Origin of the sequence: Pseudomonas sp. B21-054 (assembly GCF_026016345.1) — a bacterium.
Lineage (GTDB): Bacteria > Pseudomonadota > Gammaproteobacteria > Pseudomonadales > Pseudomonadaceae > Aquipseudomonas.
In genome coordinates this window covers 725025-749356 of the sequence record NZ_CP087204.1, presented here as the reverse complement: position 1 = coordinate 749356, position 24332 = coordinate 725025, and the positions used below count along the sequence as shown (strand labels likewise).

15 protein-coding genes are annotated in these 24332 nt (G+C 61.9%); 9 read left to right on the top strand and 6 right to left on the bottom strand.

Going from position 1 to position 24332, the window contains the following annotated elements:
- The first annotated feature begins 188 nt into the window (after positions 1 to 188).
- From prmA to LOY70_RS03210, 8 genes are all read left to right on the top strand, one after another.
- On the top strand, positions 189 to 1067 hold the full coding sequence (prmA, locus tag LOY70_RS03245; protein WP_265033276.1) for a 50S ribosomal protein L11 methyltransferase: 879 nt from the start codon (positions 189 to 191) through the stop codon (positions 1065 to 1067).
- Between the two features lie 30 nt (positions 1068 to 1097).
- Positions 1098 to 2327: a DUF3426 domain-containing protein gene (locus tag LOY70_RS03240; protein ID WP_265033274.1), complete on the top strand. Its 1230-nt coding sequence runs from the start codon at positions 1098 to 1100 to the stop codon at positions 2325 to 2327.
- 184 nt (positions 2328 to 2511) lie between these two features.
- Entirely contained in the window at positions 2512 to 3519 is a 1008-nt protein-coding gene (gene dusB / locus LOY70_RS03235) for a tRNA dihydrouridine synthase DusB (protein WP_123345044.1), read from the top strand.
- A complete protein-coding gene (gene fis / locus LOY70_RS03230) occupies positions 3516 to 3836 on the top strand; it encodes a DNA-binding transcriptional regulator Fis (protein ID WP_025211617.1) in 321 nt (106 codons plus the stop codon). Before dusB ends, fis begins: the two co-directional genes overlap by 4 nt.
- A gap of 83 nt (positions 3837 to 3919) precedes the next feature.
- Entirely contained in the window at positions 3920 to 5527 is a 1608-nt protein-coding gene (gene purH / locus LOY70_RS03225) for a bifunctional phosphoribosylaminoimidazolecarboxamide formyltransferase/IMP cyclohydrolase (protein WP_265033268.1), read from the top strand.
- Positions 5528 to 5683: 156 nt separating this feature from the next.
- Positions 5684 to 6979 (top strand): phosphoribosylamine--glycine ligase, encoded by a 1296-nt coding sequence (gene purD / locus LOY70_RS03220; protein WP_123345046.1) that lies wholly within the window; start codon positions 5684 to 5686, stop codon positions 6977 to 6979.
- Positions 6980 to 7078: 99 nt separating this feature from the next.
- Complete coding sequence (locus LOY70_RS03215) at positions 7079 to 9853, top strand: hybrid sensor histidine kinase/response regulator (RefSeq protein WP_265033266.1); 2775 nt, start codon at positions 7079 to 7081, stop codon at positions 9851 to 9853.
- Between the two features lie 61 nt (positions 9854 to 9914).
- Positions 9915 to 10511, top strand: coding sequence for a MarC family protein (locus tag LOY70_RS03210; protein WP_014336378.1), 597 nt, complete (start codon positions 9915 to 9917; stop codon positions 10509 to 10511).
- A 19-nt stretch (positions 10512 to 10530) separates the two neighbouring features.
- On the opposite strand, the gene LOY70_RS03205 is transcribed toward LOY70_RS03210, so the two are convergent.
- Complete coding sequence (locus LOY70_RS03205) at positions 10531 to 11352, bottom strand: hypothetical protein (RefSeq protein WP_265033260.1); 822 nt, start codon at positions 11350 to 11352, stop codon at positions 10531 to 10533.
- A 208-nt stretch (positions 11353 to 11560) separates the two neighbouring features.
- Between LOY70_RS03205 and LOY70_RS03200 the strand changes: the two genes are divergently transcribed.
- On the top strand, positions 11561 to 12220 hold the full coding sequence (locus LOY70_RS03200; protein WP_265033258.1) for a hypothetical protein: 660 nt from the start codon (positions 11561 to 11563) through the stop codon (positions 12218 to 12220).
- Positions 12221 to 12349: 129 nt separating this feature from the next.
- Here LOY70_RS03200 and LOY70_RS03195 read toward each other — a convergent pair whose 3' ends face one another.
- The 5 genes from LOY70_RS03195 to cobG all read right to left on the bottom strand — a co-directional run bounded on the left by LOY70_RS03195 (position 12350) and on the right by cobG (position 24200).
- On the bottom strand, positions 12350 to 19420 hold the full coding sequence (locus LOY70_RS03195; RefSeq protein WP_413776624.1) for a TcdA/TcdB pore-forming domain-containing protein: 7071 nt from the start codon (positions 19418 to 19420) through the stop codon (positions 12350 to 12352).
- A 422-nt stretch (positions 19421 to 19842) separates the two neighbouring features.
- Positions 19843 to 21534, bottom strand: coding sequence for a precorrin-3B C(17)-methyltransferase (gene cobJ / locus LOY70_RS03190; protein WP_265033255.1), 1692 nt, complete (start codon positions 21532 to 21534; stop codon positions 19843 to 19845).
- Positions 21531 to 22262: a precorrin-2 C(20)-methyltransferase gene (locus tag LOY70_RS03185; RefSeq protein ID WP_123415122.1), complete on the bottom strand. Its 732-nt coding sequence runs from the start codon at positions 22260 to 22262 to the stop codon at positions 21531 to 21533. Before LOY70_RS03185 ends, cobJ begins: the two co-directional genes overlap by 4 nt.
- On the bottom strand, positions 22262 to 22888 hold the full coding sequence (locus LOY70_RS03180) for a precorrin-8X methylmutase (RefSeq protein WP_047227378.1): 627 nt from the start codon (positions 22886 to 22888) through the stop codon (positions 22262 to 22264). The genes LOY70_RS03185 and LOY70_RS03180 overlap by 1 nt, the downstream gene beginning before the upstream one ends.
- Positions 22881 to 24200, bottom strand: coding sequence for a precorrin-3B synthase (gene cobG, locus LOY70_RS03175; RefSeq protein ID WP_320110197.1), 1320 nt, complete (start codon positions 24198 to 24200; stop codon positions 22881 to 22883). The genes LOY70_RS03180 and cobG overlap by 8 nt, the downstream gene beginning before the upstream one ends.
- Positions 24201 to 24332 lie beyond the last annotated feature (132 nt).

Genomic DNA, 24332 nt, shown 5'->3' with positions numbered 1-24332 from the left:
CATTCCTCCCTGTTGTGTGGACCCGCACCTTATCCGCCCGCCAGCACCGGCATGTCATACATATATATCTCGAAACACCAGCAGGGCGGTGCAAGACTCGCTTATCCACTTTGACGGCGACCTGGCGTACACTGCGCGCCTTTGCAGCCCTGCGCTGCCCCCTGTAGATTTTTCCAAAGGTGCCCGCCATGCCTTGGCTGCAAGTACGTCTGGCCATCAGCCCGGAACAAGCCGAAACCTACGAAGACGCGTTTCTTGAAGTGGGCGCGGTATCGGTTACCTTCATGGACGCCGAAGACCAGCCGATCTTCGAGCCGGAACTCAATACCACACCGCTGTGGTCCCACACCCACCTGCTGGCCCTGTTCGAAGGCGGCACCGAGTCAGCCAGCGTGCTGGCCCATCTCGAGCTGCTGACCGGTAGCCCGTTGCCCGAGCATCACAGCGAAGTGATCGAAGACCAGGACTGGGAACGCAGCTGGATGGACAACTTCCAGCCGATGCGCTTCGGCCAGCGCCTGTGGATCGTCCCGAGCTGGCACGCCGCCCCTGAACCGGAGGCCGTGAACCTGCTGCTGGACCCGGGCCTGGCGTTCGGCACCGGCACCCACCCGACCACCGCCCTGTGCCTGGAATGGCTCGATGGCCAGGACCTCAAGGGCTGCGATGTACTCGATTTCGGCTGCGGCTCGGGAATCCTGGCCATCGCCGCGCTCCTGCTGGGCGCCAGGGAAGCGGTCGGCACCGACATCGACGTCCAGGCCCTGGAAGCGTCCCGCGATAACGCCGGGCGCAACAACATTGCCGAAGCACTGTTCCCGTTGTACCTGCCGCAAGACTTGCCACAGGTCCAAGCCGACGTACTCGTGGCCAATATCCTCGCCGGCCCGCTGGTGTCCCTGGCCCCGCAACTGTCGAGCCTGGTCAAGCCGGGCGGGCGCCTGGCGCTGTCGGGCATCCTCGCCGAGCAGGGCGAAGAAGTCGCCGCCGCTTATGCCGCGGACTTTGACCTCGACCCAATCGCCAATCGCGATGGCTGGGTGCGCATCACCGGACGTCGGCGCTAGAATGGCCGCCTGTATCGACCGGATTGCCGCATGACTGACAGTTTCGTCACCCAGTGCCCGCATTGCCACACCAGTTTTCGCGTCAGCCATACTCAATTGAGCGTGGCCCGCGGGGTGGTTCGTTGCGGCTCATGCCTGCAAGTGTTCAACGCCGCGCGGCAGTTGCTGGAACAACGCGCGACCAAGGAAACCGTCACGCCCCTGGCACCACCGATCAAGAGTCCTGGCGCCGAAGCCGCGCCCCGGGCGATCAGCCAGAAGCAATGGACCGCCGCCGAGCTGGACCTCGATGATCTGGACAAGGAACTGGCACGCCTGGAACGGCGCGACAAGCGGGCACCGGATACCTTCGGTCGACGCCGTGAGGACAACCTGAGCGCCCAACGCGACCCGCTCTCGAGCGAGCAGGAACCCTGGTCCGATAGCCTGTACAGCGAATCCGCTGCCGAACGCGCCGAAACGCTCATCCAGCCCCCCGTTGAGCCCTTCGAGCCCCATGAGCCCGCCCGGCCACCGCGCACCGAGCCATCTTTGTCCCTGGCCCTCGAACCGCTGGAACCGGAGGACGAACCTGTCACCCCGCTACGCCTGGAACCGGAGGACGAGCCCCACGAACACCTCGAGCGCCTGTCGGCCACCGACGACCACGACGACGAACCCGTGCAATCGGCACCGCTGCGCAAGTCGCGCGAACGCCATGAGCCCGGCCTACGCGCCGAGGCCCTCCATGACCTGGACGACGACCCCCTGCAACTGGACTGGCGCAAACGCCGCTCGCCCTGGGGCCGCCGGTTGCTGTGGAGCCTGTTGATCCTGCTCGCCGCCGCAGCCCTGGGCGGCCAGTACATTGCCTACCATTTCGAGGAATTGGCCCGCCAGGACCAATACCGTCCCTGGTTCCTGCAAATCTGCCCGACCATCGGTTGCGACGTACCGTCCAAGGTCGACATCGCCAAGATCAAGAGCAGCAACCTGGTGGTGCGCAGCCATCCGGAGTTCAGCGGCGCCCTGGTGGTGGACGCGATCATCTACAACCGTGCGCCCTTCTCCCAGCCTTTTCCCCTGCTGGAGCTGCGTTTCGCCGACCTCAACGGGCACTTGATCGCCAGTCGCCGCTTCAAGCCTGGGGAATACCTGGGCGGCGATCTCGAAGGCCGCGGCGAAATGCCGCCGCAGACCCCGATCCACATCGCCCTGGACATCCTCGACCCTGGCCCTAAAGCGGTGAACTACAGCCTGAGCTTCCATTCGCCCGAGTGAAGCCGCCAGGGGCGGTCGATTGACGACAGCTTTCTGACTCAGCCCACCCAGACCAAACCACTGGCGATAACAAAATAGCTGTTCAGATTTTATCCAATTCGACCTTTATCCAGTCATCGAGAGCGGGTATCATGCCAACCCTTTTTCGAAGTCTCATGATCCGGCCCCACTTCAGGGAAGTCCTATGTCGGCGGTACGCATCGGCCCATATACATTGCAGAACGGCCTGGTTCTCGCCCCTATGGCGGGCGTCACCGATCAGCCCTTTCGTCAGCTGTGCAAGCGACTGGGCGCAGGTCTGGTGGTTTCGGAAATGGTCACCAGCGACATGAGTTTGTGGAACACCCGCAAATCGCGCCTGCGCATGATCCACGAAGGCGATCCCGAGCCCCGCTCGGTACAGATCGCCGGTGGCGACGCACAGATGCTGGCGGAGGCGGCCCGGGCCAATGTGGCACTGGGCGCGCAGATCATCGACATCAACATGGGTTGCCCGGCGAAGAAGGTCTGCAACAAGGCCGCAGGCTCGGCACTTTTGAAAGATGAAGCCCTGGTCACCGAGATCCTGCAGGCGGTTGTCGCCGCAGTCGATGTGCCGGTGACCCTGAAGATCCGCACCGGGTGGGACCGGGAGAACAAGAACGGCCTGACGGTGGCGAAGATCGCCGAACAGGCAGGTATCACGGCGCTGGCGGTCCACGGCCGCACCCGTGCCGACCTGTATACCGGTGAAGCGGAGTACGACACCATCGCCGCGATCAAGCAGGCGGTGTCGATTCCGGTCTTTGCCAACGGCGACGTCGATTCGCCCGAGAAGGCCCGGTACGTGCTGGACGCGACCGGTGCCGACGGACTGTTGATCGGCCGGGCTGCCCAGGGGCGGCCATGGATTTTTCGTGAGATCGAACACTTCCTGCGCACGGGTGAAAAACTCGCTGCGCCGCAGTTGTCCGAGGTGGAACGTATTCTGCTAGAGCATCTGGCCGCGCTGCATGCCTTCTACGGAGAAGTCATGGGTGTACGCATCGCTCGCAAGCATGTGGGCTGGTATCTCGCAACCCTGCCGGGCGCCAGGGAGTTTCGCGCCCGTTTCAATCGTTTGGATGGTACGCAAGCACAATGCGCCGACGTTCAGGCGTTCTTCGCTGAGCGTTACAAGAGCCTGACAGGGGACGAAGGGGTGGCCGCATGACGATGATGACCGAGACTTTAGTGAGTGGAATAACACCCGTGAGCGACAACGTGAATTTGAAACAGCACCTCAACACGCCCAGCGAAGAAGGTCAGACCCTTCGCGGGAGTGTCGAGAAGGCGCTGCACAATTATTTCGCCCACCTTGAGGGCGCTGCCGTCACGGATGTGTACAACCTGGTGCTTTCCGAAGTCGAGGCACCGCTGCTCGAAAGCGTGATGAACTACGTCAAGGGCAACCAGACCAAGGCCAGTGAGCTGCTGGGCCTGAACCGCGGCACCCTGCGCAAGAAACTCAAGCAGTACGATCTGCTGTAAGCATTCAATCAAACCAGAAAGGCGCCCGCGTAAAAAACGGTCGCCTTTTTTGCTGACTTCCCTTGCTTTTGATGGAAATTGAAATGACCGACCAGACCACCCGCCTGCCGATCCGCCGCGCCTTGATCAGCGTCTCCGACAAGACCGGGATCCTCGAATTCGCCCGCGAGCTGCAACAGCTGGGCGTCGAGATTCTTTCCACCGGCGGGACCTTCAAGTTGCTGCAGGACAACGGCGTCGCCGCAGTGGAAGTCGCGGACTACACCGGTTTTGCGGAAATGATGGACGGTCGGGTCAAGACCCTGCACCCGAAGATCCACGGCGGCATCCTGGGCCGTCGCGGCATCGACGACGCCATCATGAACGAACACGGCATCAAGCCGATCGACCTGGTGGCCGTCAACCTCTACCCGTTCGAAGCCACCATCAACAAGCCTGGCTGCGACCTGCCGACCGCCATCGAGAACATCGACATCGGCGGCCCGACCATGGTCCGCTCGGCGGCCAAGAACCATAAAGACGTGGCCATCGTGGTCAACGCCAGCGACTACGCCAGCGTGCTGGAGAACCTCAAGGCCGGTGGCCTGACCTACGCCCAGCGTTTCGACCTGATGCTCAAGGCCTTCGAACACACCGCCGCCTACGACGGCATGATCGCCAACTACATGGGCACCGTGAACCAGGCCGCTGAAACCCTGTCGACCGAAGGCCGCAGCGAATTCCCGCGGACCTTCAACACCCAGTTCGTCAAGGCCCAGGAAATGCGCTACGGCGAGAACCCGCACCAGAGTGCGGCGTTCTACGTGGAAGCCAAGCCTGCCGAAGTCGGCATTGCCACCGCCACCCAACTGCAAGGCAAGGAACTGTCGTTCAATAACGTGGCCGACACCGACGCCGCACTGGAATGCGTGAAGAGCTTCGTCAAGCCTGCCTGCGTGATCGTCAAGCACGCCAACCCGTGCGGCGTGGCCGTGAGCCCGGACGCCGAGGGCGGCATCCGCCAGGCCTACGAACTGGCCTACGCCACCGACACCGAGTCGGCTTTCGGCGGTATCATCGCCTTCAACCGTGAACTGGACGCCGAGACCGCCAAGGCCATCGTCGAGCGTCAGTTCGTCGAAGTGATCATCGCCCCTTCGGTCAGCGAAGAAGCCCGCGCCATTGTTGCCGCCAAGGCCAACGTGCGCCTGCTGGCCTGCGGTCAGTGGTCGGCCGACCGTGCGCCGGCCTGGGACTACAAGCGCGTCAATGGCGGCCTGCTGGTGCAGAGCCGTGACATCGGCATGATCGGCAGCGAAGACCTCAAGGTGGTGACCCAGCGCGCCCCGAGCGAGCAGGAAATCCACGACCTGATCTTCGCCTGGAAAGTCGCCAAGTACGTCAAGTCCAATGCCATCGTCTACGCCAAGAACCGCCAGACCATCGGTGTCGGCGCCGGCCAGATGAGCCGCGTGAACTCGGCCCGCATCGCCGCCATCAAGGCTGAACACGCCGGTTTGCAAGTACAAGGCGCGGTCATGGCCTCCGACGCGTTCTTCCCGTTCCGCGACGGCATCGACAACGCGGCCAAGGTCGGCATCACCGCGGTGATCCAGCCGGGTGGCTCGATGCGTGACGCTGAAGTGATTGCGGCTGCTGATGAAGCAGGGATTGCGATGGTGTTCACCGGCATGCGCCACTTCCGTCACTGATACATCGATCAACTGCGGGAGCGAGCTTGCTCGCGATAGCGTCGGATCAGTCAGCATTGAAGTCCGCTGACACCCCGTCATCGCGAGCAAGCTCGCTCCCACAGAAAAGCAGCTTCAGTGCTGCATACAGAATCAGCGTCATCCGAGGTTTTTGAAATGAATGTTTTGATCATTGGCAGCGGTGGCCGTGAACACGCCCTGGCCTGGAAAGTGGCTCAGGATCCCCGCGTGCAGAAGGTTTTCGTGGCGCCGGGCAATGCCGGCACGGCCATCGAAGCCAAGTGCGAAAACGTCGCCATCGACGTGCTGGCCCTGGAGCAACTGGCTGATTTCGCCGAGAAGAACGTCGCGCTGACCATCGTCGGCCCGGAAGTGCCGCTGGTCGCCGGCGTGGTCGACCTGTTCCGCGCCCGTGGCCTGGATTGTTTCGGCCCGACCGCCGGCGCCGCGCAGCTGGAAGGCTCGAAAGCGTTCACCAAGGATTTCCTGGCGCGTCACAAGATCCCGACCGCCGATTACCAGAACTTCACCGAAATCGAGCCGGCCCTGGCCTATCTGCGGGAGAAAGGCGCGCCTATCGTGATCAAGGCCGACGGCCTGGCCGCCGGTAAAGGCGTGATCGTCGCCATGACCCTGGCCGAGGCCGAAGAGGCCGTGCGCGACATGCTGGCCGGCAATGCCTTCGGTGACGCCGGTTCCCGGGTGGTGATCGAAGAGTTCCTCGACGGCGAGGAAGCCAGCTTTATCGTCATGGTCGATGGCAAGAACGTCTTGCCGATGGCCACCAGCCAAGACCACAAACGGGTCGGCGACGGCGACAGCGGCCCGAACACCGGCGGCATGGGCGCCTACTCCCCGGCCCCGGTGGTCACCGCCCAAGTGCATCAGCGGGTCATGGACCAGGTGATCTGGCCGACCGTGCGCGGCATGGCCGAAGAAGGCAACGTCTACACTGGCTTCCTGTACGCCGGCTTGATGATCGACAAGGCTGGTAACCCAAAAGTCATCGAATTCAACTGCCGTTTCGGCGATCCTGAGACCCAGCCGGTGATGCTGCGCCTGCAATCGAGCCTGGTGCTGCTGGTCGAAGCCGCCCTGGCCCAGGCGCTGGACAAAGTCGAAGCCCAATGGGATCCGCGTCCAAGCGTCGGCGTGGTATTGGCGGCGGGCGGTTACCCGGGCGACTACGCTAAAGGTAGCGTTATCCAGGGCCTGGACGCCGCGGCCCGGTTGGAAGGCAAGGTTTTCCACGCAGGTACTGCCTTGAAGGACGGCCAAGTGGTGACCGCCGGCGGTCGCGTGCTTTGCGCCACCGCCATGGGCGCCAGTGTCGACGCCGCCCAGCAGCAAGCCTACAAGCTTGCCGCCGAGCTTGATTGGGAAGGCTGTTTCTACCGCAAGGACATTGGCTACCGTGCCATTGCCCGCGAGCGCGGTGAAAATCTGGAATAACCCGGTCATTCAGCCAGGCAAGGGTCGGTGGCCCTTGCCTGTCTACTCGGGCGCCGCGCATAGTTATAATCTGGCATCAACCTACGAAGGGATTTCGCCGTGCGCTGGCTCAGGATTGCCATAGGCTTTACCGTCACCCTGCTGACGCTGCTCTGCATGCTCCCGGCACAGGCCGCGCCAGGCAGTGGCTGGGCGATATTGCTCGACGAACAGGGCGACCTGAAGCTGAGCGACATCCGCTCTGCCCGCTACACCAATCAATTCAGCCCCATCGACCTGGACCGCCTCAAGGCGGCCGAACCCGGCGGGGCCCTGTGGCTGCGTTTCCGGCTGGCCCCCGATAAACATGAACAAATCCTGCGCATTTTCGCGCCCGACCTGTCCCGCCTGAATCTCTATGTGCTGGACGGCGATACCCTGGTTGACCAACAAGTCAGCGGCGATACCCTACCGCGTACCGAACTGCCCGTGCCCACCAGCGACTTCATGCTGGCACTGCCGCGCAGCGATAAACCGCTGGACGTCTACCTGCGACTGGCATCCCGACACGAACTGCGCCCCTACGTCACCCTGCAACCGGCGGTGTTGGCGGCGGCCAATCAGAACCAGACGCTGATCTATGGCCTGCTGTTCGGCTGCATCGCCATGCTGATCCTGCACAACCTCACCCGCTACGCCTATACCCGCTCACGCAGTTGCCTGTGGCTGGCGGCCTGCGAAGGGCTGCTGATGCTGAGCCTGGTGCTGCTGCTGAACCTGGCAGGCCCCTGGCTGCCCGACTGGCCCACGATCCAGACGCCGGGGGCCTACCTGGCCCTGCTGCTGACCGCGCCCTGCGGCTTGATGTTCGCCTATCGCTTTTTCGCGCCCCTGGGGCCGCATCCGCTGAACCGGCTGCTGCTGGGGGATATCGTGGTCGTCATGCTGTGCAGCCTGTTGCTGTTGTTCGTCAACACGCTGCCGCTCAATATCATGACCTATGCCCTCGTGGCTCTCGCCGGCCTGAGCATGCTGTTCGTCAGCGCCTGGCACTGGCAAAAGGGCTACCGCCCGGCACGGCTGTTTGTCGCGGCCATGGTGGTCTTCAACCTGGGCACGTTGATCATCCTTCCGGCGCTGCAAGGGCTCACGGAGGTCCCTCCGCAAGGTTTGATCGTCACGCTGCTGGTCTTCATCTGCATCAGTGGCCTGCTGATGAGTGTCGCCCTGGGCGAGCGCCAGCGCTCGATCAATGAAAGCCGTTTCAGCATCAGCCGCGACCTGGCGGCGAGCAATGCCGAGATCAATGCCAAGGCCGAGTTCCTGGCCAAGATCAGCCATGAGATCCGTACTCCGATGAACGGCGTACTGGGCATGACCGAACTGCTATTGGGCACCCCGCTGTCGGTCAAGCAGCGCGACTACGTGCAGACGATCCACAGCGCCGGCAATGAACTGCTGACCCTGATCAACGAGATACTCGACATTTCCCGGCTCGAATCCGGGCAGATCGAACTGGACGATGTACAGTTCGACCTCAATGCCTTGATCGAGGATTGCCTGAGCATCTTCCGCGCCAAGGCCGAGCAGCAAAATGTCGAGCTGATCAGCTTCATCCAGCCCCAAGTGCCGCGGGTGATCAGCGGCGATCCGACGCGGCTGCGCCAGGCGCTGCTGAGCCTGCTGGAAAACGCCTTGAAGAAGACCGACGAGGGCGAGGTGTTGATCGTCGTGGCCCTCGACGAGCGCAGCAATCAGCCACGCCTGCGCATCGCAGTGCAGGACAGCGGCTCGCCGATGGACGCCGAAGAACGCGACACGCTGATGCATGCCGAATTGCACAGCAAGAATTTCCTCTCGGCCACGCGCCTGGGCGGCAACCTGGGCCTGGTCATCGCCCGCCAGCTGATCATCCTGATGCACGGGGAGTTCGGCATCAAAAGCGGCAGCAGCCAGGGCAGCACCCTGTGGCTGACCTTGCCGCTGGACCCGGACCGCCTCGAACATCCGACTTCCGACCTCGATGCCCCGCTGCAAGGTGCGCGGGTGTTGATCGTCGACGACAACGACACCTGTCGCAAGGTGCTGGTGCAACAGTGCAGCGCCTGGGGCTTGAATGTCAGCGCGGTGCCGTCGGGCAAGGAAGCCCTGGCGCTGCTGCGCACCAAGGCGCACCTGCGGGATTATTTCGACGTGGTACTGCTGGACCAGAACATGCCTGGCATGACCGGCATGCAATTGGCGGCCAAGATCAAGGAAGACCCGAGCCTGAACCACGACATCCTGTTGATCATGCTCACCGGCATCAGCAACGCGCCGAGCAAGATCGTGGCCCGCAACAGCGGGGTCAAGCGCATCCTCGCCAAACCGGTGGCCGGCTATACCCTCAAGACGACCCTGGCGGACGAACTGAACCAACGCAACAAAGGCCAGCTGCCGAACGTACCGGTGAATGCGGGCCCGATCACGCCGGTGAAAGTGCCCAGCGATTTCCGCATCCTGGTGGCCGAGGACAACAGCATTTCCACCAAGGTCATCCGGGGCATGCTCGGCAAACTCAACCTGCAACCCGACACCGCCAGCAACGGCGAAGAAGCGCTCAAGGCCATGAAGGAGCAGCGCTACGACCTGGTCTTGATGGACTGCGAAATGCCGATCCTCGACGGGTTCTCCGCCACCCAGCAACTGCGCGCCTGGGAAGTCGGTAACCAGCGAACCCGCACCCCGGTGGTCGCGCTCACTGCGCACATCCTGGCTGAACACAAGGAGCGCGCCCGCCAGGCCGGAATGGACGGACACATGGCCAAGCCGGTGGAGCTTTCACAACTGCGCGAGCTGATCGAGCACTGGGTGGCCCAGCGTGACCAGCAGAACCGTACGGCGCAGACGTCCTGAGCCGACAGACGGCAAAACGCCTGATAGACTCCCGTCGTCTCCTTCGCCTTGAGCTTCGACCATGCTCCATGTGCTGTTCAGTGTTTACCTGAAGATGCTGGTGCTCTACAGCCCCTTCTTCGTGTTGTCGTGTTTTATCGGCCTGACTCGCGGCTACTCGCGCAAGGAGCAACGACGCCTGGCCTGGAAGGTGGCGACCGCGACGCTGGTGTCCAGCGTATTGCTGTACTTGTTCGGGCGAGTGATTTTCAGCGTGTTCGGCATCACCGTGGATGCGTTCCGTATCGGTGCCGGCAGTGTGTTGTTCATTTCGGCGCTGGGCATGGCCCAAGGCAAGTCGGCCGTACAAACGGACAATGTTCAGCAGGACGTGACCATCGTCCCGCTGACCATTCCGTTGACCGTCGGCCCCGGCACCATCGGCGCCCTGCTGGTGATGGGCGTGAGCCAGCCGCACTGGGACGACAAACTCATGGCCATCATCAGCATCGCCCTGGCCAGTTTCACCGTCGGCGTGGTGCTTTACCTGTCCAGTCGCATCGAGCGGATCCTGGGTGACCAGGGCTTGCAGATCGTCAGCCGGCTGATGGGTTTGTTTGTCTGTGCATTGGCGGCACAGATCATCTTTACCGGCGTGAGAGGGTACCTGGTGCCGTAGCCATCACGGTGCCTGGAACTCAGGCACGCTTGCGACGGCTGAATCTTTTACTCAGTACCTCCCTGCGGTGTTCGCCCAGATACTCTTCGATGTCTTGCCTGAACGCTTCGTAGCGGGCAGGGTTGAAGGTCACGAACGATTTACCGCGGAAGATATCTCGCGCTGAAGATTGCCAGTTCACGAACAGAACCCCACCGTTACTCGAAGTCCCGGACTGTCTTATCGAGGCGGACGATGCGACCAGGGTACCGTCGGACATCTGCTCGCATGGAATGACCGATAAACGCGCGCCTTCGGCCACCTTGACCTGGCTGTTGAACAGACGCATGGTCTCCTCATCTCGCTTCAGTCCATCAATCGTGGTGTTCACCACGGCACCGAGCACCGCCGCTCCCGGAACGCCGGCCTTAACACCATCGATGACCCCCTTGACGATATCGCTGATCACGAAATCCATGTCTACACGCCGGGCACTCTCGGAGTAACGGGTATAGCCGTCCTCGGCGATGAAGCACCCGAGGTCTCCCAGGCATTGGATAAAGGCGTCGTACCACGCCCGGGTATTTTTGCCGCCGGGCACCTCATAGTTGGCTTCCATGATCGCCATGGTCATCAGGTTTTCCATGATCGCCATGTTGTTCTGCGACATGTTGTTGCCATAGCCCACGAGCGCATCCCCCAACATGAGCGCATCCAGGTCCTTGTTCGGATTGTCATGCATCTGCACGACAGACCTGCGTACACGTCGACCCGCAGTGGCCAACGCCTTGCGCCTGTTGATACGCGCACTGAGCAACTCAACACTTTGCGCCACACTGATTACACTTTCGAACTGTTCCATAAAAACCTCCTTGGTTATATATAAGCCCGCTCCTGCGAACCCACTTCAATCTAGATTATTTTCTTCAAAAATAACAACACCGACTGTTTGCAGTATATGTAGCTGCCCACCCCTTCAAATATTCAGATTTAAATTAACTATCCACCCACTTAAAACCAACGTTCATCATTGCACTTCTGCCGCCACTTAACTTTAACGGAGAGCACTCATGAACAATGAACTATTAACCGGACTGGTCACCGGCCCCAACCTGTTTTCCTATATCGGGACACCGACCCTGCAAGACCACAATGACATTGCCGACTGCAACAACATCGCCACCCGATCGGCCGATCTCGGCCATCACCGTTATGCAAACCCCAAGGGCTGGTTCGAAGAGTATGCCCGCACCTTGAATTTCCTCGGCTGGTCGCTGTATGACGACTCCATCCATACGCGTACACAACATCTGCTCACAGGCTCCGTGGCCGATTTCCTGGTGGAGAGCGCCCACGCCATGAAGGATGCGCGGCAGGCCAACGCGATGATCGATACCCTCGACACGCTAAAAACCGATCACCCGGCCATCCTGTCCTTTGACAGCGAAACCCAGGAAGGCGAGACTTTTCAAATTGTCCCGGCCCGCTATGACTCACAAGGCAACCTTCATATTGCCCTGTTCAAGCTCGAACTGAGTGTCGAAATAAAACAACGCAACTTTCTGTTCTGGAACTGGGAAAGGCGTTCAGCCAGGATTATCCAACGCAGGGCTTTTCTGAAGTTAGACAGAAACGAACTCGACAGCAGAAGAACACTGATCAATCGATTATTGAATGAGCACTTGATGAGACGCTTTACCTTAAGAAAGGCGCGCCTCGTAAACTATTGACATTTCAAAGCCTGGCGTGACAGCGCAACGTCTTTTTCGGGATGACACGATTCAATAAAAAAGGGTTGCCCGTGATAACACCGGCAACCCTTTTCCACCTAAAGCCTAATCGTGGACGACGGCCTTGGTTCAACCCACTGCATTAGTCTCCTCCGTAGACGTTTCATTCGACAACGCTTCCAGCGTGACGCCGTTCTGGGCGTCCTGCAAAGCGTCCAGACGCTGCACCAGTGTGGAAACGGCATAGTGTCGATGCTCACCGAAACTGAGCAACACGTCGCCTCGCAAATTGACATCGGCCGCATACACCTCACGAAAAATCACACTGTGACCGCTGTCCGGATCGATGATCACCAGGTGCTCATGAACCTTGCTCAGCAGCAACTGGTCCGGCTCTTCCAGCTCCCAGATCAACTTGCCGGGGACAGTCACCGCACTGCCCAGCGGATGTCGGCAGTCGAGGACCACCGACTTGATCCTCAACCAGGCCGCTTTTGACAGCCGGTAACTCACCGCGCCTTGGCCCATGCGCAGGATCAGGATCTTGACGTCGTCAGGCATCAGCGGCAGGAGATCATCGATCTTCGCTTCATGGCCCTCGACGACCATGACCTCGCCTTCACGCTGGACATAGCTGAGCGGCCCACCATGGCCCATGCTGGGCAAGGTCAGCAGCTTTCCATTCTGGCTTTCATGCAACAGGATATTAGTCTGCTGCAGGGTTCCCAAGACTTCGAAAGACTCCGGAATGGCGGCCTTGGGCACCCGGATCACGCGCGCGCTCTCGGCCACGAACCACGTCAGGCTACCGGGTTCCTCCACCGACAAGAGCGGGCTGTGAAACGGCTGGCTCGCCAATTGCCTGAGCCCCTCGATCTCCCGGCCACCTTGCATGACGACCCATTCCTGAGTGACACCGGTAATCAACGCCGGCTCCTGATCCCGCAGCGCAACCACCACACCTTCGTATGTCACGCCACGCAGCCCCACCCCATCGGCCGTCAGCTCGACAAATTGCCAGGGCGACCATTCACGCTGCGGGTGGGGCAGCACGTCAGCCTTCAACAATTGCGACCCCTGGCCAAAGGCAGCGTCCACTTTCTGCGGATCGATAAAGGCCTGGCGATAGACTTCGCCGCTCGCCACATCGAGCAGCCAGGCGGCCTCGCCATCCGGGGTTGCGCCCAGCAGCCGCAGCTCCGTGGCGCTGCCCAGGTCAGCCAGCAGCAACCGGTTGCCGACGTACCAGGCGCACAACCGCTCGTCACCGCTGAAGTTGGTCAAACCGATCAGGGCAAGACTTTTGTTCCTGTGCTGCAGGACCAGCGCATCCAAGGCCGTCCACCATTGCGCCCGGTCCTTGAACCACTCTTCCCTGACGCCGCCCAGCGCCAGGTCGCCCTGGCCACTCAGGTTGTAGAACACACCGCCAGAGCCCAACGCCACGTAGCCACCGTCAACGGCGATGACATTTTCCAGCTGGGGGACACGTGCCCACCGGTTGGACCAATGCCCCTTGCCCTCCACCAAAGTACGCCGCCTACTGCACAGTTCCTGTTTGAGCCTGTCGTAGATGACAAACACATCGCTGTCGTCCGGCGGTGCGAGCAGCGTCAGATCCGTCATGTTCTTGATCGAGTCGGGCCAGCCACGTGGCTGGTTGCGCCTCGGCGAGGGACGGATGATCAAGCGGTCACTGCGGCGCACCCAGGCCATGTCCCGCCACTGCGCATCGGACTTCCAACAGATCGAAACGAAGGGGGCCGGTTGCCAATTGACGGTGACGAACGAATCCTCAGAATGGGTACTCGGTGTAAAGGACGGACTGTCACCCAGGACCTGCGACCAGTCGGCCAGCGTCTCGCTGGCACTCAAGGCCGGCTCCATCGCCAGATCCAGCTCTCGCGTGATCGAACCGAGCAGCAGTTGCCCGTCATGGATCAGATACACCAAGACATCGACGGTCTGATCCGCGCGGGTGTTTTGCTGGACGACATGAATCACCCCCTGCGCGTCCGCCTCGACGCTCTTGATGGTGCTTACCAGGTTGCTCGTACTGCGCAACCAGTAACGATGGCTCACCAACCCAGTGACCGCATCGACTTGCCAGATGATCACGTTCTGCGGGTCGTAGAAATAGCAGGAGTCGCCGACCACTGCCCTCAGCACCGCGTCCTCGACACCCAGCAGATCGTCGCGAATGTAAAGAAAGCGGTCCTCCTTCGCGTCATACCAGGCCGTGATGTAGCGAGGCTCGTCCGGGTCCTCAAACGGAATGAGGTGGTGGTGAATCGGTGTGTACGCCATCGCTAGACGGTGGTCTCGAGCCAGGGCCTTGAAATGATCCTGCAACGTTTGCTGATCCATGCCGGGCGGTGCGTCCAGTTCCAAAAGCACGAGCGTGCGGTTAGCCAAATCAACCTTGAATACTTGATTGTCGGCAAGCCGGAGTAAAACTTCGTGGCGCCACCCTCCAACGATCGTTACCTGAACGTCGTCGATGAAGAGCTTATCGTGACGCTCAATCCTGATCTCTTTCTCCGAGGCCCAAGAGGCGTCCATAAACCAAGTGGTCACCTGCAGGCTCGTCGACTCCAGGCTCAGTTTCACGCCGGGATGAACGACCAATGCGCATCGTTTGCCGGCCCCCTGGATTTTATAAGCGATCATGTTGTGCCAAATCGGGGGAATAAGAGGCACCACCAGTGAACGGTCAGCACTGTCGAGCAATACGTCGATCACCGTTGGCCGATAATCGGGAATCATGCGACGGACGATGTATTCACTGGGAAACGAATAAAAGGAAAACTGAAATTGCCAGCTGCCGTCCGCTTTCCTTTTCTCCAGGCGCCGTGCCGTGTCGAACCCGGTGTCATGACGCGATGTCGCGAATGGCAGGGCGATGTACTCATAGCGGTAACAGGTTTGCGGTGTGCAGGGCAGTATGATGACTTGGCCGGCAGGTGGCTTGAATGCAACTTGCCCCGGCAGACCTAGGTCTCGACGGATGTTAATGGCCCGATCGTAATCGAGTTCTATCGTCGGCACCCCAAAATGATCGCGTTGCGGATAGAGCTTGGGGCTGTCCAGCATCAACGCGCCCCGAGTCAGATCCAGCGCCTGGACGATCAACGAGGAGCGCGGCAGCCATGCACCCTGCCTGGCATCAAACCGGTACGCCTGCAGATGAGCCTTGGCGATTTCATCGAACAACACCCCGACCTCTTTGGCTTCTTCGGCAATGGTGGCGAAGCCCCGGGCCAGGGCCGCCACCCCCACCGCCAACCCACCGAGCATCACTGCGGCACCGCCCAGCATCGCGCCGGCGGTCGTGGCGCCAACCGCGTACGCCCCCACCGACAACACCAGGCTGGCGGAGTCGAAAGCCAGTTGGGTGCCGAACTGAGCGCGCTCGACGTCGTTGTGGGCCGTCGCCAATTGGTAGATGTCAAACCCGACATTGGCCAGTTGCAGCAGTCCCCCTGTGGCTTCACTGACGCTGGAGCCCAGCGCCGCCTTGACCACTGGCGCGACGGTACGAGCAATCAACTTCTCCTCGGCCAGTGCCTGCCGAACCAGGCCGACCAGGCCCGCGATATCCGCCACGACGCCATGCACCAACTGCGCGTAATTGACGTAGGCATGCAAGCGCACCGCCAGGGTCAGGGGCCGACTCGATCCTTCCTGTCCGCACAACGCGCTCATCAGGGCTTGTATGGCAAAGCCGGCGTTCAACGTGTGGACACCCCCTACCTCGGTTGGGTCGTTCATCGCGGAGGGTTTGTTGGCCAATGCCGAAAACTGTTCCGAGAGGTAGCTTTTTATACGCAGGAGTCGATGGTCATCCGTGACGACCCGTACCAGTTGCTCAGGCTTGACCGGATCGATCAAGCTCACCCGGTACGACCCGTCCGGCGTGACCTCCAGCGTATCGAACAACGGTACGAGGTGAGACGCCAGCTGGTTTTCCTGCCGCAGGCGGCTCGTCGCTTGCTCGATTTGCTGGCTCCACCAACGGCCATCCAGTGCCAGCAGGCAGCTGCCCAGGCGAGGGTTGTTCTGCAACGATTGTCCACGTGCGTTGGCCAGCCGCTGCCTCATAGGACGTTGCGACTGCTCGGGCAAGGCGTCGGGTTGCAGCAGTTTCGAAACCTCAATGGCACCGGGCAATACCAGCCTCGACACCCGTGCACCTTCCAGTTCGATCAGGTCGAAAGTCGGTCGCGCCGCATCGCCATACGCCGCGTAATGGCTGGCCATGTCCTGTTGAAGAAAGAACCGCTCCAGCGCCTGTCTGAACGGGGTCGGATGCTCGAACTCAAACACACCGAAATTCGGATCGTAGAAGTGATAGGTGCTGCGCTCCCCCTCAATGGTCTTGGCCACCAGCATGGCGTGGTTATCGGAGTTGAGCATCAGCGTGCTGGTGGTCGTCCTGGCTTGCAGGATGTCCACGACCTCATTCAGGTCCGAGCGCGCCAGCGCACTGCCAACGTCGCCGAGCTGCACATCGCGCAACGACTCCACACTGTTGAGGAAGGTCACCGAATCGCTGGCCCCGGGCTCGAGCACGGCGAGGTAGAAACGCTCGCGCAGGGTGTTGACCGCGGCCTTGCCTTGGGACAAGGCCGCGGCCATGGCGAGGGCCAGGGGATAGCAACGTCCGCCCACTCTGTCACCCTCGCCCTGGAGCAGCAGGTCCTGCGGCACAAGCTTGTTCGTGGCGGCCTCGAAACCGCTCAGGACAGCATTGAGGCGTTCGTCAATCCGGACGCGGTATTCAAGCTTCGCCACCTGACGGATCCGGGCAACGTGCTGGCCCCATTGGCGCAACGTCAACGGCTGCTCCAACGCGGTTTTCTTCATGCCCAAGGCGGTTTCGCCATGCCTCGGTGGCGCATCGGTGGCGCTGGCGAGCCCGGCCAGGAAGGCCGGCGCCTGACGCTGGAACAACGCTTGTTCGATCGCCGCATAACGGCCAGCGGTCCCGCGCGTGGCGAGGTTGTTGGCCAGGTTATCCAACGCTGGGCGAGCCGCGTCGAAGCTGCGGTTATCCAACGCCTTCGCACCACTCAGGCCTCCCAGTAGCAGGCGCTGCAAGGGACTCAGTTGAGCGACTTCGAAACGGTCGCTGGCGAGGCGGTCGAGGAGCTCAGCGATAGACAGTTGCCGCGTCTGCGAATCGCCCACCGATGCGGGCGGCAACGCATAGGCACTTTGATCGCGGATCGACTGACGCTCATCAAAACTCAGGGGGATGGGTTTATCGAAGGTCACCTCACCGTTATGGCTTTGGCTCATCGCCTGCATGAACGACTCGCCCAGCTCATCGGCCAAATGCTGCAACAACTCGGTGGACAACACATGTCGCCCCTCGATCACTGGCCAGCCTTCATCGAACTGGAGGGAGCGGTATTTGAGCAGCTCTGCCATATCACCCGCATAACGGGTCTTGAACTGGCCCTCTTGCCAGCGTTTTTTCTCGTCAATCAGCCATTGCGCGGTGTCTCGCGCGTTCTCCTTCCAGGAGTGATCCAGCTCCTCCTCCGTCGCCCGGTTGACCGTGGCGACGGCCGTGATCGCCGCCTCCGCCTGCCACTGTTCGGCGATTTGAGGGGTGAAATGTGCGCGTTGGTAGTCCGCCATCCCCTGGCGCATGGCGGCGGGACCGGTGAGATAGATCGTGCCTTCGCTCTGGGGGCGGATGCCATCGCTGTAGTAGGCGGCGGCCGCCTGCACCAGAAAAGCCACGGCCAGTTCAATTTCCGGTGGCAGCTCATGGAACGCACCGAACGCCTGCGTCGCGGCCTGGCCCGCCAGATCGCTCATGGCCTCGACGTCGATCAGGCTGACGTTTTGCTCATCGGCCAGGCGCGCGGTGGCGTCGACGACTTCATAGTTGAGCCGCAAGCGCTCGATCACGCTCTTGAGCATCGCCGCCCCGGGGTGGGCCATCAGGAATGCGTTGCCCACCAAATGTTGTTCGACGACAGCACGCAATTCGTCCGGTCGGGCCAGGCGCTCCACCGGGGGGCGGAAGACGCGGTTCAACGCCGGTCCGCTTTTAGCGAAACGTTCGAGCGCTTCGCGATGCTCGGCGGGGATCTCGTTGAAGTAGTCCGTGTACTTATTGCGCTGGGCCTGGCGTCCGGGCATCCATTCAGGGTTTCGATCCAGCAGCAGCTGCAGCACGCCCAGCCGCGCGTCCGTCTGGAACGCCCGGATGTCCACCTCGCCCAGCTTTTGCGCCAAGGGCGGCAGGCCATCGACATCGGCGTAGCTGCCGCCCTCGGCGAACAAGGCTTCGACACGCACAATATCGGAAGCCCCGGCAAACATGCCACGCAGATTGATCTCGCGTTCGTAGACATCCTGCAGATGCAGTGGCAATTCACCGCTGGCAAGATCGCGCAGTGCCAGGCTGCCCTCGGCCAACGCCTCGAGGCTGAGTCTGTTATTACTCTTCAGGGCCGACAACCGCGCCTTGTCCTGGCCATAAGCCCGAACCAGCAGGTCGACTCTCGCGTCATCGGCGCTGCCGCCGTTTTTCAGCGCCTCGGTGATGTGGGCGTACATCTGCTGCTTCAGGACGATGGCGCGTTCTTCATAACGGTCGCCCAACGTGAAGGCGTCGACGCTGTTTTCTGCGCCATTGAGCATGGCGTCAGCCTTGGCCGCTTCGACAATGATCCGGTTGGTTTCATAGGCCAGCAGCGCATCACTGTCATACCACAGGCTGATGCGATAACCCTCCGGGCCCAACACCTGTTTCCAGACATTGATGTAATCTCGCTGAATCGGCCCGATACCGCCCCCCAGCCAAACAAAATGCAGGTTTTTCGGCACCTCGGTGGCGGGCACTTTCAATTGCTCGACGCTATTGCGCAGACGCGTTTCGAAACCCTCTATCTTGTTGTAGGCATGCGCCAGATCCGCAGCCTCGACGCCCTCCGGCAACTCAGGTGTACGGCGACGCCTGCTGTTTCCCCGCAAAGCGCCCACGGCTTGTTTGAGAAGCCCCAAGGGCTCCAACATGCGGGGAGAATCGAGCAAGGCGATACAACCGAAGTAATACCGGAGCACCGCCTCATATTCATCAGAACCCTTGTGCGCTATTAAGGCCTGTTCAAGATCTTTGAGCCTCAACAAACCCACAAAATCGACGTAACTGTCCGTCGACAAAATTACAGATCCACTCATAAACAATACTTCCATTTATTGTATGTAAATAGCCAGGATCGCCTTCAGGCGCCCAGGCATCGACAAGTTGAACGACGCGCATCCATGCGCGGATAACTCAATGAGTTGCCTGACCAAACAATCCACTGTCACTCAAGTGACGGTTATAACCCACGAAGTGAAAGCCAACATAACCCTCATCAAGACATCGCTCAACCCGCAACGAATTCAATAAATGTCCAACAACACACCTCCATATTATTTATTCACAACTTGGCAGTCAGAACATAAGAACTTTCGACCGATTGCCTATAAAGCAGCTAACTAAAGTCAGGGCTTATTACATTCTGAGAAAACTGGATACAGGCAAGTAGACCGATGCCTGGCGCCGAGGCGGTGGCAGGCTTCAGGTGGTGGTGGCCCGAACGGACCACCGGATTTCATCAGAGCGGCTTGCTGCCGTACCAGCGCGGCGTGTACACCCAGTCGCCGCCTTCGGCGCGAGGGAAGACGCAGGTCGTGGAGGAACCGATCAGCACCATGGTGCGCATGTCCACCTGATCCGGGGTCAACTGCCCCAGCGTCGTGACACGCAGTGTCTGGCCCGGGCGACCGATGTCGCGTCCCAGCACCACCGGCGTCTGCGCCGCACGGTGGTGCCCGACGATTTCCAGCGCCCGCCCCAGTTGCCAGGGTCGGGAACGGGAAATCGGGTTGTAGAACGCCAGGGCCAGATCCGCCTCGGCGGCCAGGTCCAGGCGCTTTTCGATGATCGACCACGGTTTGAGATTGTCCGACAGCGACATCACGCAAAAATCATGGCCCAGCGGCGCCCCAGCCTGGGCGGCGGTGGCCAGGGAGGCCGAGACACCGGGAAGGATCTGTAAGTCGACGGTGTGCCAATGGGCATCCGTCGATTCATGCAACGCTTCGAGCACCGCGGCGGCCATGGCGAACACGCCTGGGTCGCCGGAGGACACCACCACCACGGAGCGTCCTTGGGCTGCCAGTTCGAAGGCGTGGCGGGCGCGCTGCATTTCTTCGCGGTTGTCAGTGCAGTGCTGCACCTGATCGGCCCGGAACGGCCCGGCCATGCGCACGTAGGTTTCGTAGCCCAGCACATCGGTGGCGCGGTCGAGTTCGGCGCGCACCGCCGGGACCATCAGCTCGGCAGCGCCGGGGCCAAGGCCGATCACCGCCAGGCGCCCGCGCGAACGGCCGACCTGTCGGGGGTCGAGGGGCTGTTCGGTCACAGCGACGGCATGCTCGCCCAACGCGCAAATAGACGCAGGTTGATCAAGGGTTTCGTTCAGCCATTGGCCGACGTCGCCAGCGGCCGACGCGAAACGCAGCGGCACGTTCAAGGTCGCTGCGGCTTCATGCAATTCCGGCCGGGCCATGTCGCTGTCCGCCGCCAACAGGCACGCCAGCGACTGCACGGCGAGGCCGGCCTCACGCAAAGTCTCGCCAACGGCCGGCGACGCCCCCGCGCTGATCGCCACGACGACATTGCGCGGATAGATACGCAGCTCATCCACCGCAGGCATGCCCGCGGCGCTGTCGATGCGGATCGCCAGCCGTGCGTGTTCATCCTCAGGCAACTGCGCCTGGCCCAGCCACGGTGCGGCGCCTTCAATGCGCACCGATTCACCGGCCAGCAGATCGGACACGAAACGCTTGCCCTGCTCCAGGTCGCCGAGGCGGTAGCCGCTCGGCGGATTGAGCAGGCAAGTGCCGAAACGCAATTCGCCGCTGGTGGTGATCGCCGGCGCGACTTGCAGCGCTTGCGCGATGTCGCGGGCCATGACATTGACCCCACCCAGGCCGCCCAGCAGCGGCACCACGGCGCTGCCATCTTCGGCCACCGCCAGCACCGGCGGCTCGACGCCCTTTTCCAGCAGCAGCGGCGCCAGGGTGCGGATGACGATGCCGGCCGCGCACAGGGCGATGATCGGCGTGTCGTGCTGATAGAGCTCACGCAAGGTGGCTCCGAACTCCGAGTATTGACGATCCGCGCCTTCGACCCGACCGGCCAGGCCGTAAATCAAGGCGTCGGGGTAGCGCTGCTGGATACGCCGGGCTGTCGCGAGGCTGCCCGGACCGAGGATGACGATTGCCGGAGCGTTGGACGTCATCCCTGCCACCGTTCGCCCGGCACAATGATCAACGAGAAGTACGGCGAAGACATCGGCTCGACTTCATCCAATGGCACGATTTTCTGGTTGGCCATGGTCGCCCGTTCGACGTACAGCGCCCGCCCGTCCAGGCCCAGTTCCTGAAGCACCTGGCGAACCTTGGGAAAGTTGCGCCCCAGCTTCATGATCACTGCCGCATCGGCATCGGCCAGGCGGCGCTTGAGATCATCGTGAGACAGCACGCCGGAGAGCACCGACAGGCTCTGGTTGCGATAGACCAACGGCGCACCGAGCACCGAGGCGCCCCCAAGCATCGAGCACACACCGGGAATGACCTCGGCGTCATAGCGCTCGGCCAGGCGATCATGCAGGTACATGTAGGAACCGTAGAAGAACGGGTCGCCTTCGCAGATCACCGCCACGTCGCGCCCGGCATCCAGGTGCACGGCCAATTGTTCGGCGGCCGTGTCGTAGAAATCGGCGATCACTTGCTCATAGGACAGCGGCGCCGGCAGTGCCTCGGTGGTGACCGGGTAGACCAGCGGCAGCAAGGTCTGCTCGGCCTGCAAATGGGCTTCGATAATGCCGAAGGCATTACCCTTCTTGCCCTTGGCGACGAAGTACGCCACCACCGGCGACTCGCGCAGCAGGCGCAAGGCCTTGACCGTAATCAGTTCCGGATCACCGGGGCCCACGCCGAGGCCGATCAGACGTCCAGGCTGCTGCATTATTCAATCTCCGTGGCGAGGGCATTGACGGCCGCGGCGGCCATGGCGCTGCCGCCGAGACGACCTTGCATGATCACGAACGGCACGCCCCGGCTGTTGGCCGCCAGCATGGCCTTGGACTCGGCGGCCCCGACGAAGCCCACCGGGAAGCCGAGGATCAGGGCCGGTTTCGGCGCGCCGGCATCGAGCATTTCCAGCAAGTAAAACAGCGCGGTCGGCGCGTTGCCGATCACCACGACACTGCCTTCCAGATGCGGGCGCCACAGCTCCAGGGCGGCGGCCGAACGGGTGTTGCCCAGCTCAAGGGCCAACGCCGGCACGCTTTCGTCGCGCAGGGTGCAGATCACCGGGTTGTTGGCCGGCAGGCGAGCCCGGGTCACCCCCTCGGAAACCATCCGCGCATCGCACAGGATCGGCGCGCCGGCGGCCAGTGCCTGGCGTCCGGCCGTGCCCGCGCCTTCGGAAAACTGCAGGCCGTCGACGGCCTCGACCATGCCGCAGGCGTGGATCACGCGTACTGCGAGTTTTTCCAGGTCGGCCGGGATACGCGCCAGGTTGGCCTCGGCGCGAATGATCGCGAAGGAGTTGCGATAGATCTCCTGACCGTCGCGGATGTAATCAAGCATCAAGGGGGCTCCGGGAGCGAGCGTCGAGCCAGTGGCCGAGCGCTTCAATAGTAAGATTGTGTGCCTGCAACGCGCCGAAACCTGGCAGCGTGGCATCGCGAAAATACAGGTCGTAACGACCGGGGGCGACCGCCAGCAAAGTGGCAGGCGCGATATGAGCCGCCGCGCAGGAACGCAGGCAGCCCGACAGGTGGACCTTCAGGGCGTGGCCTTGGCATTGCAGCAACTCGGCCAGTTGGCGGGCATCGGCCTTGGTGTCGGCCAGGGCTTTGCCACAGCCGCTGGAGCCGGTGCAGGCGATGAGGTGCGCCAAGGGTTGATCGAGCGAGCACAGCAGGCCCAGGCCCTCCAGCCGCGCCAAGACCTCGTCCGCACCCTCGCGGCGCACGTTGGGCAGCAGCAGGCTTTGCCACGGCGTGAAACGAAGGCTGGCATCGCCCTTCTCCCGCGCCAATTGCGCCACTCCTCGCAACATGATGGGGTCGAGCCGGCCCAGGGGCGCCGCGGCCCCCACATAGACACGGTCGTCATGCTGGGCCTGGACACCGATATGCAGTCCGTCGGTGGACGCGTCCCGCTGCCAATCGCGGCACGCTTGCAACGGCACGCGCCGGGCCAGCCGGGCCAGGAACTCATCCGTGGGGACCTCACTCAGCAGGTGGCGCATGCGGGTCTGGTCCGGGCGGGCCAGGTCGAGAAACTGCTCCAGCACCGCCACCACCAGTGCATGCCCCTGGGCCATCTGGACCCTACCCGCCGGCGCATCCAGCGGCGCGCCGGCCAGGCCGAAGGCCAACCAGGGTTCGCCGTCGCGGACAAGGGCCGACAACCACAGGTCATGATGATGTTCGAGCATCGCCAGCGCTTCCCCGCCGTCCAGCTGTATGGCGAACTTGGCCGACAGCTCATGGAAGCGTTCATGGGTTTGCAGGGTGGCAAGGATCTGCACGGCCAACGGGCGGGTGTCGAAGCGCATCTGCCGGTCGATCCCGGCCGAGGGGCTGAGCATCAGGTTGCGCACGTCATCGCCAGCGGGTGTTCGTGGCCCCAGCCCGGCGGCCAGCAGTGACTCGATCAGCGCGCCGTGCTCGGACCCAATCCCGCGGATTTGCAGGTTGCCGCGGTTGGTCGCCTCGATCACGCCACCAGCAAACCGCTCGGCCGCCGACGCCACGGCTTCGACCTGATCCGCCTGGATGGAACCGCCATCGAGCTTGATTCGGCAGATCCCACCGTCCAACGCCTGGACGACACGCAACAAACCCGGACAACCCGAGGGGCGTATGACGTTGGTTGATGGGCGTTCGTTCAAGGAGTAACCGGTACGTAGGACACGCCGCAACGGCGAAGGACCGCCATTATGCCTGCTTTGTTGGGGGGCATGAAAAGCTCGCCGGTCGAATTCAGGGCCGTGCGCTCACAGGGGCTCTCTGGCAGGCGTAAA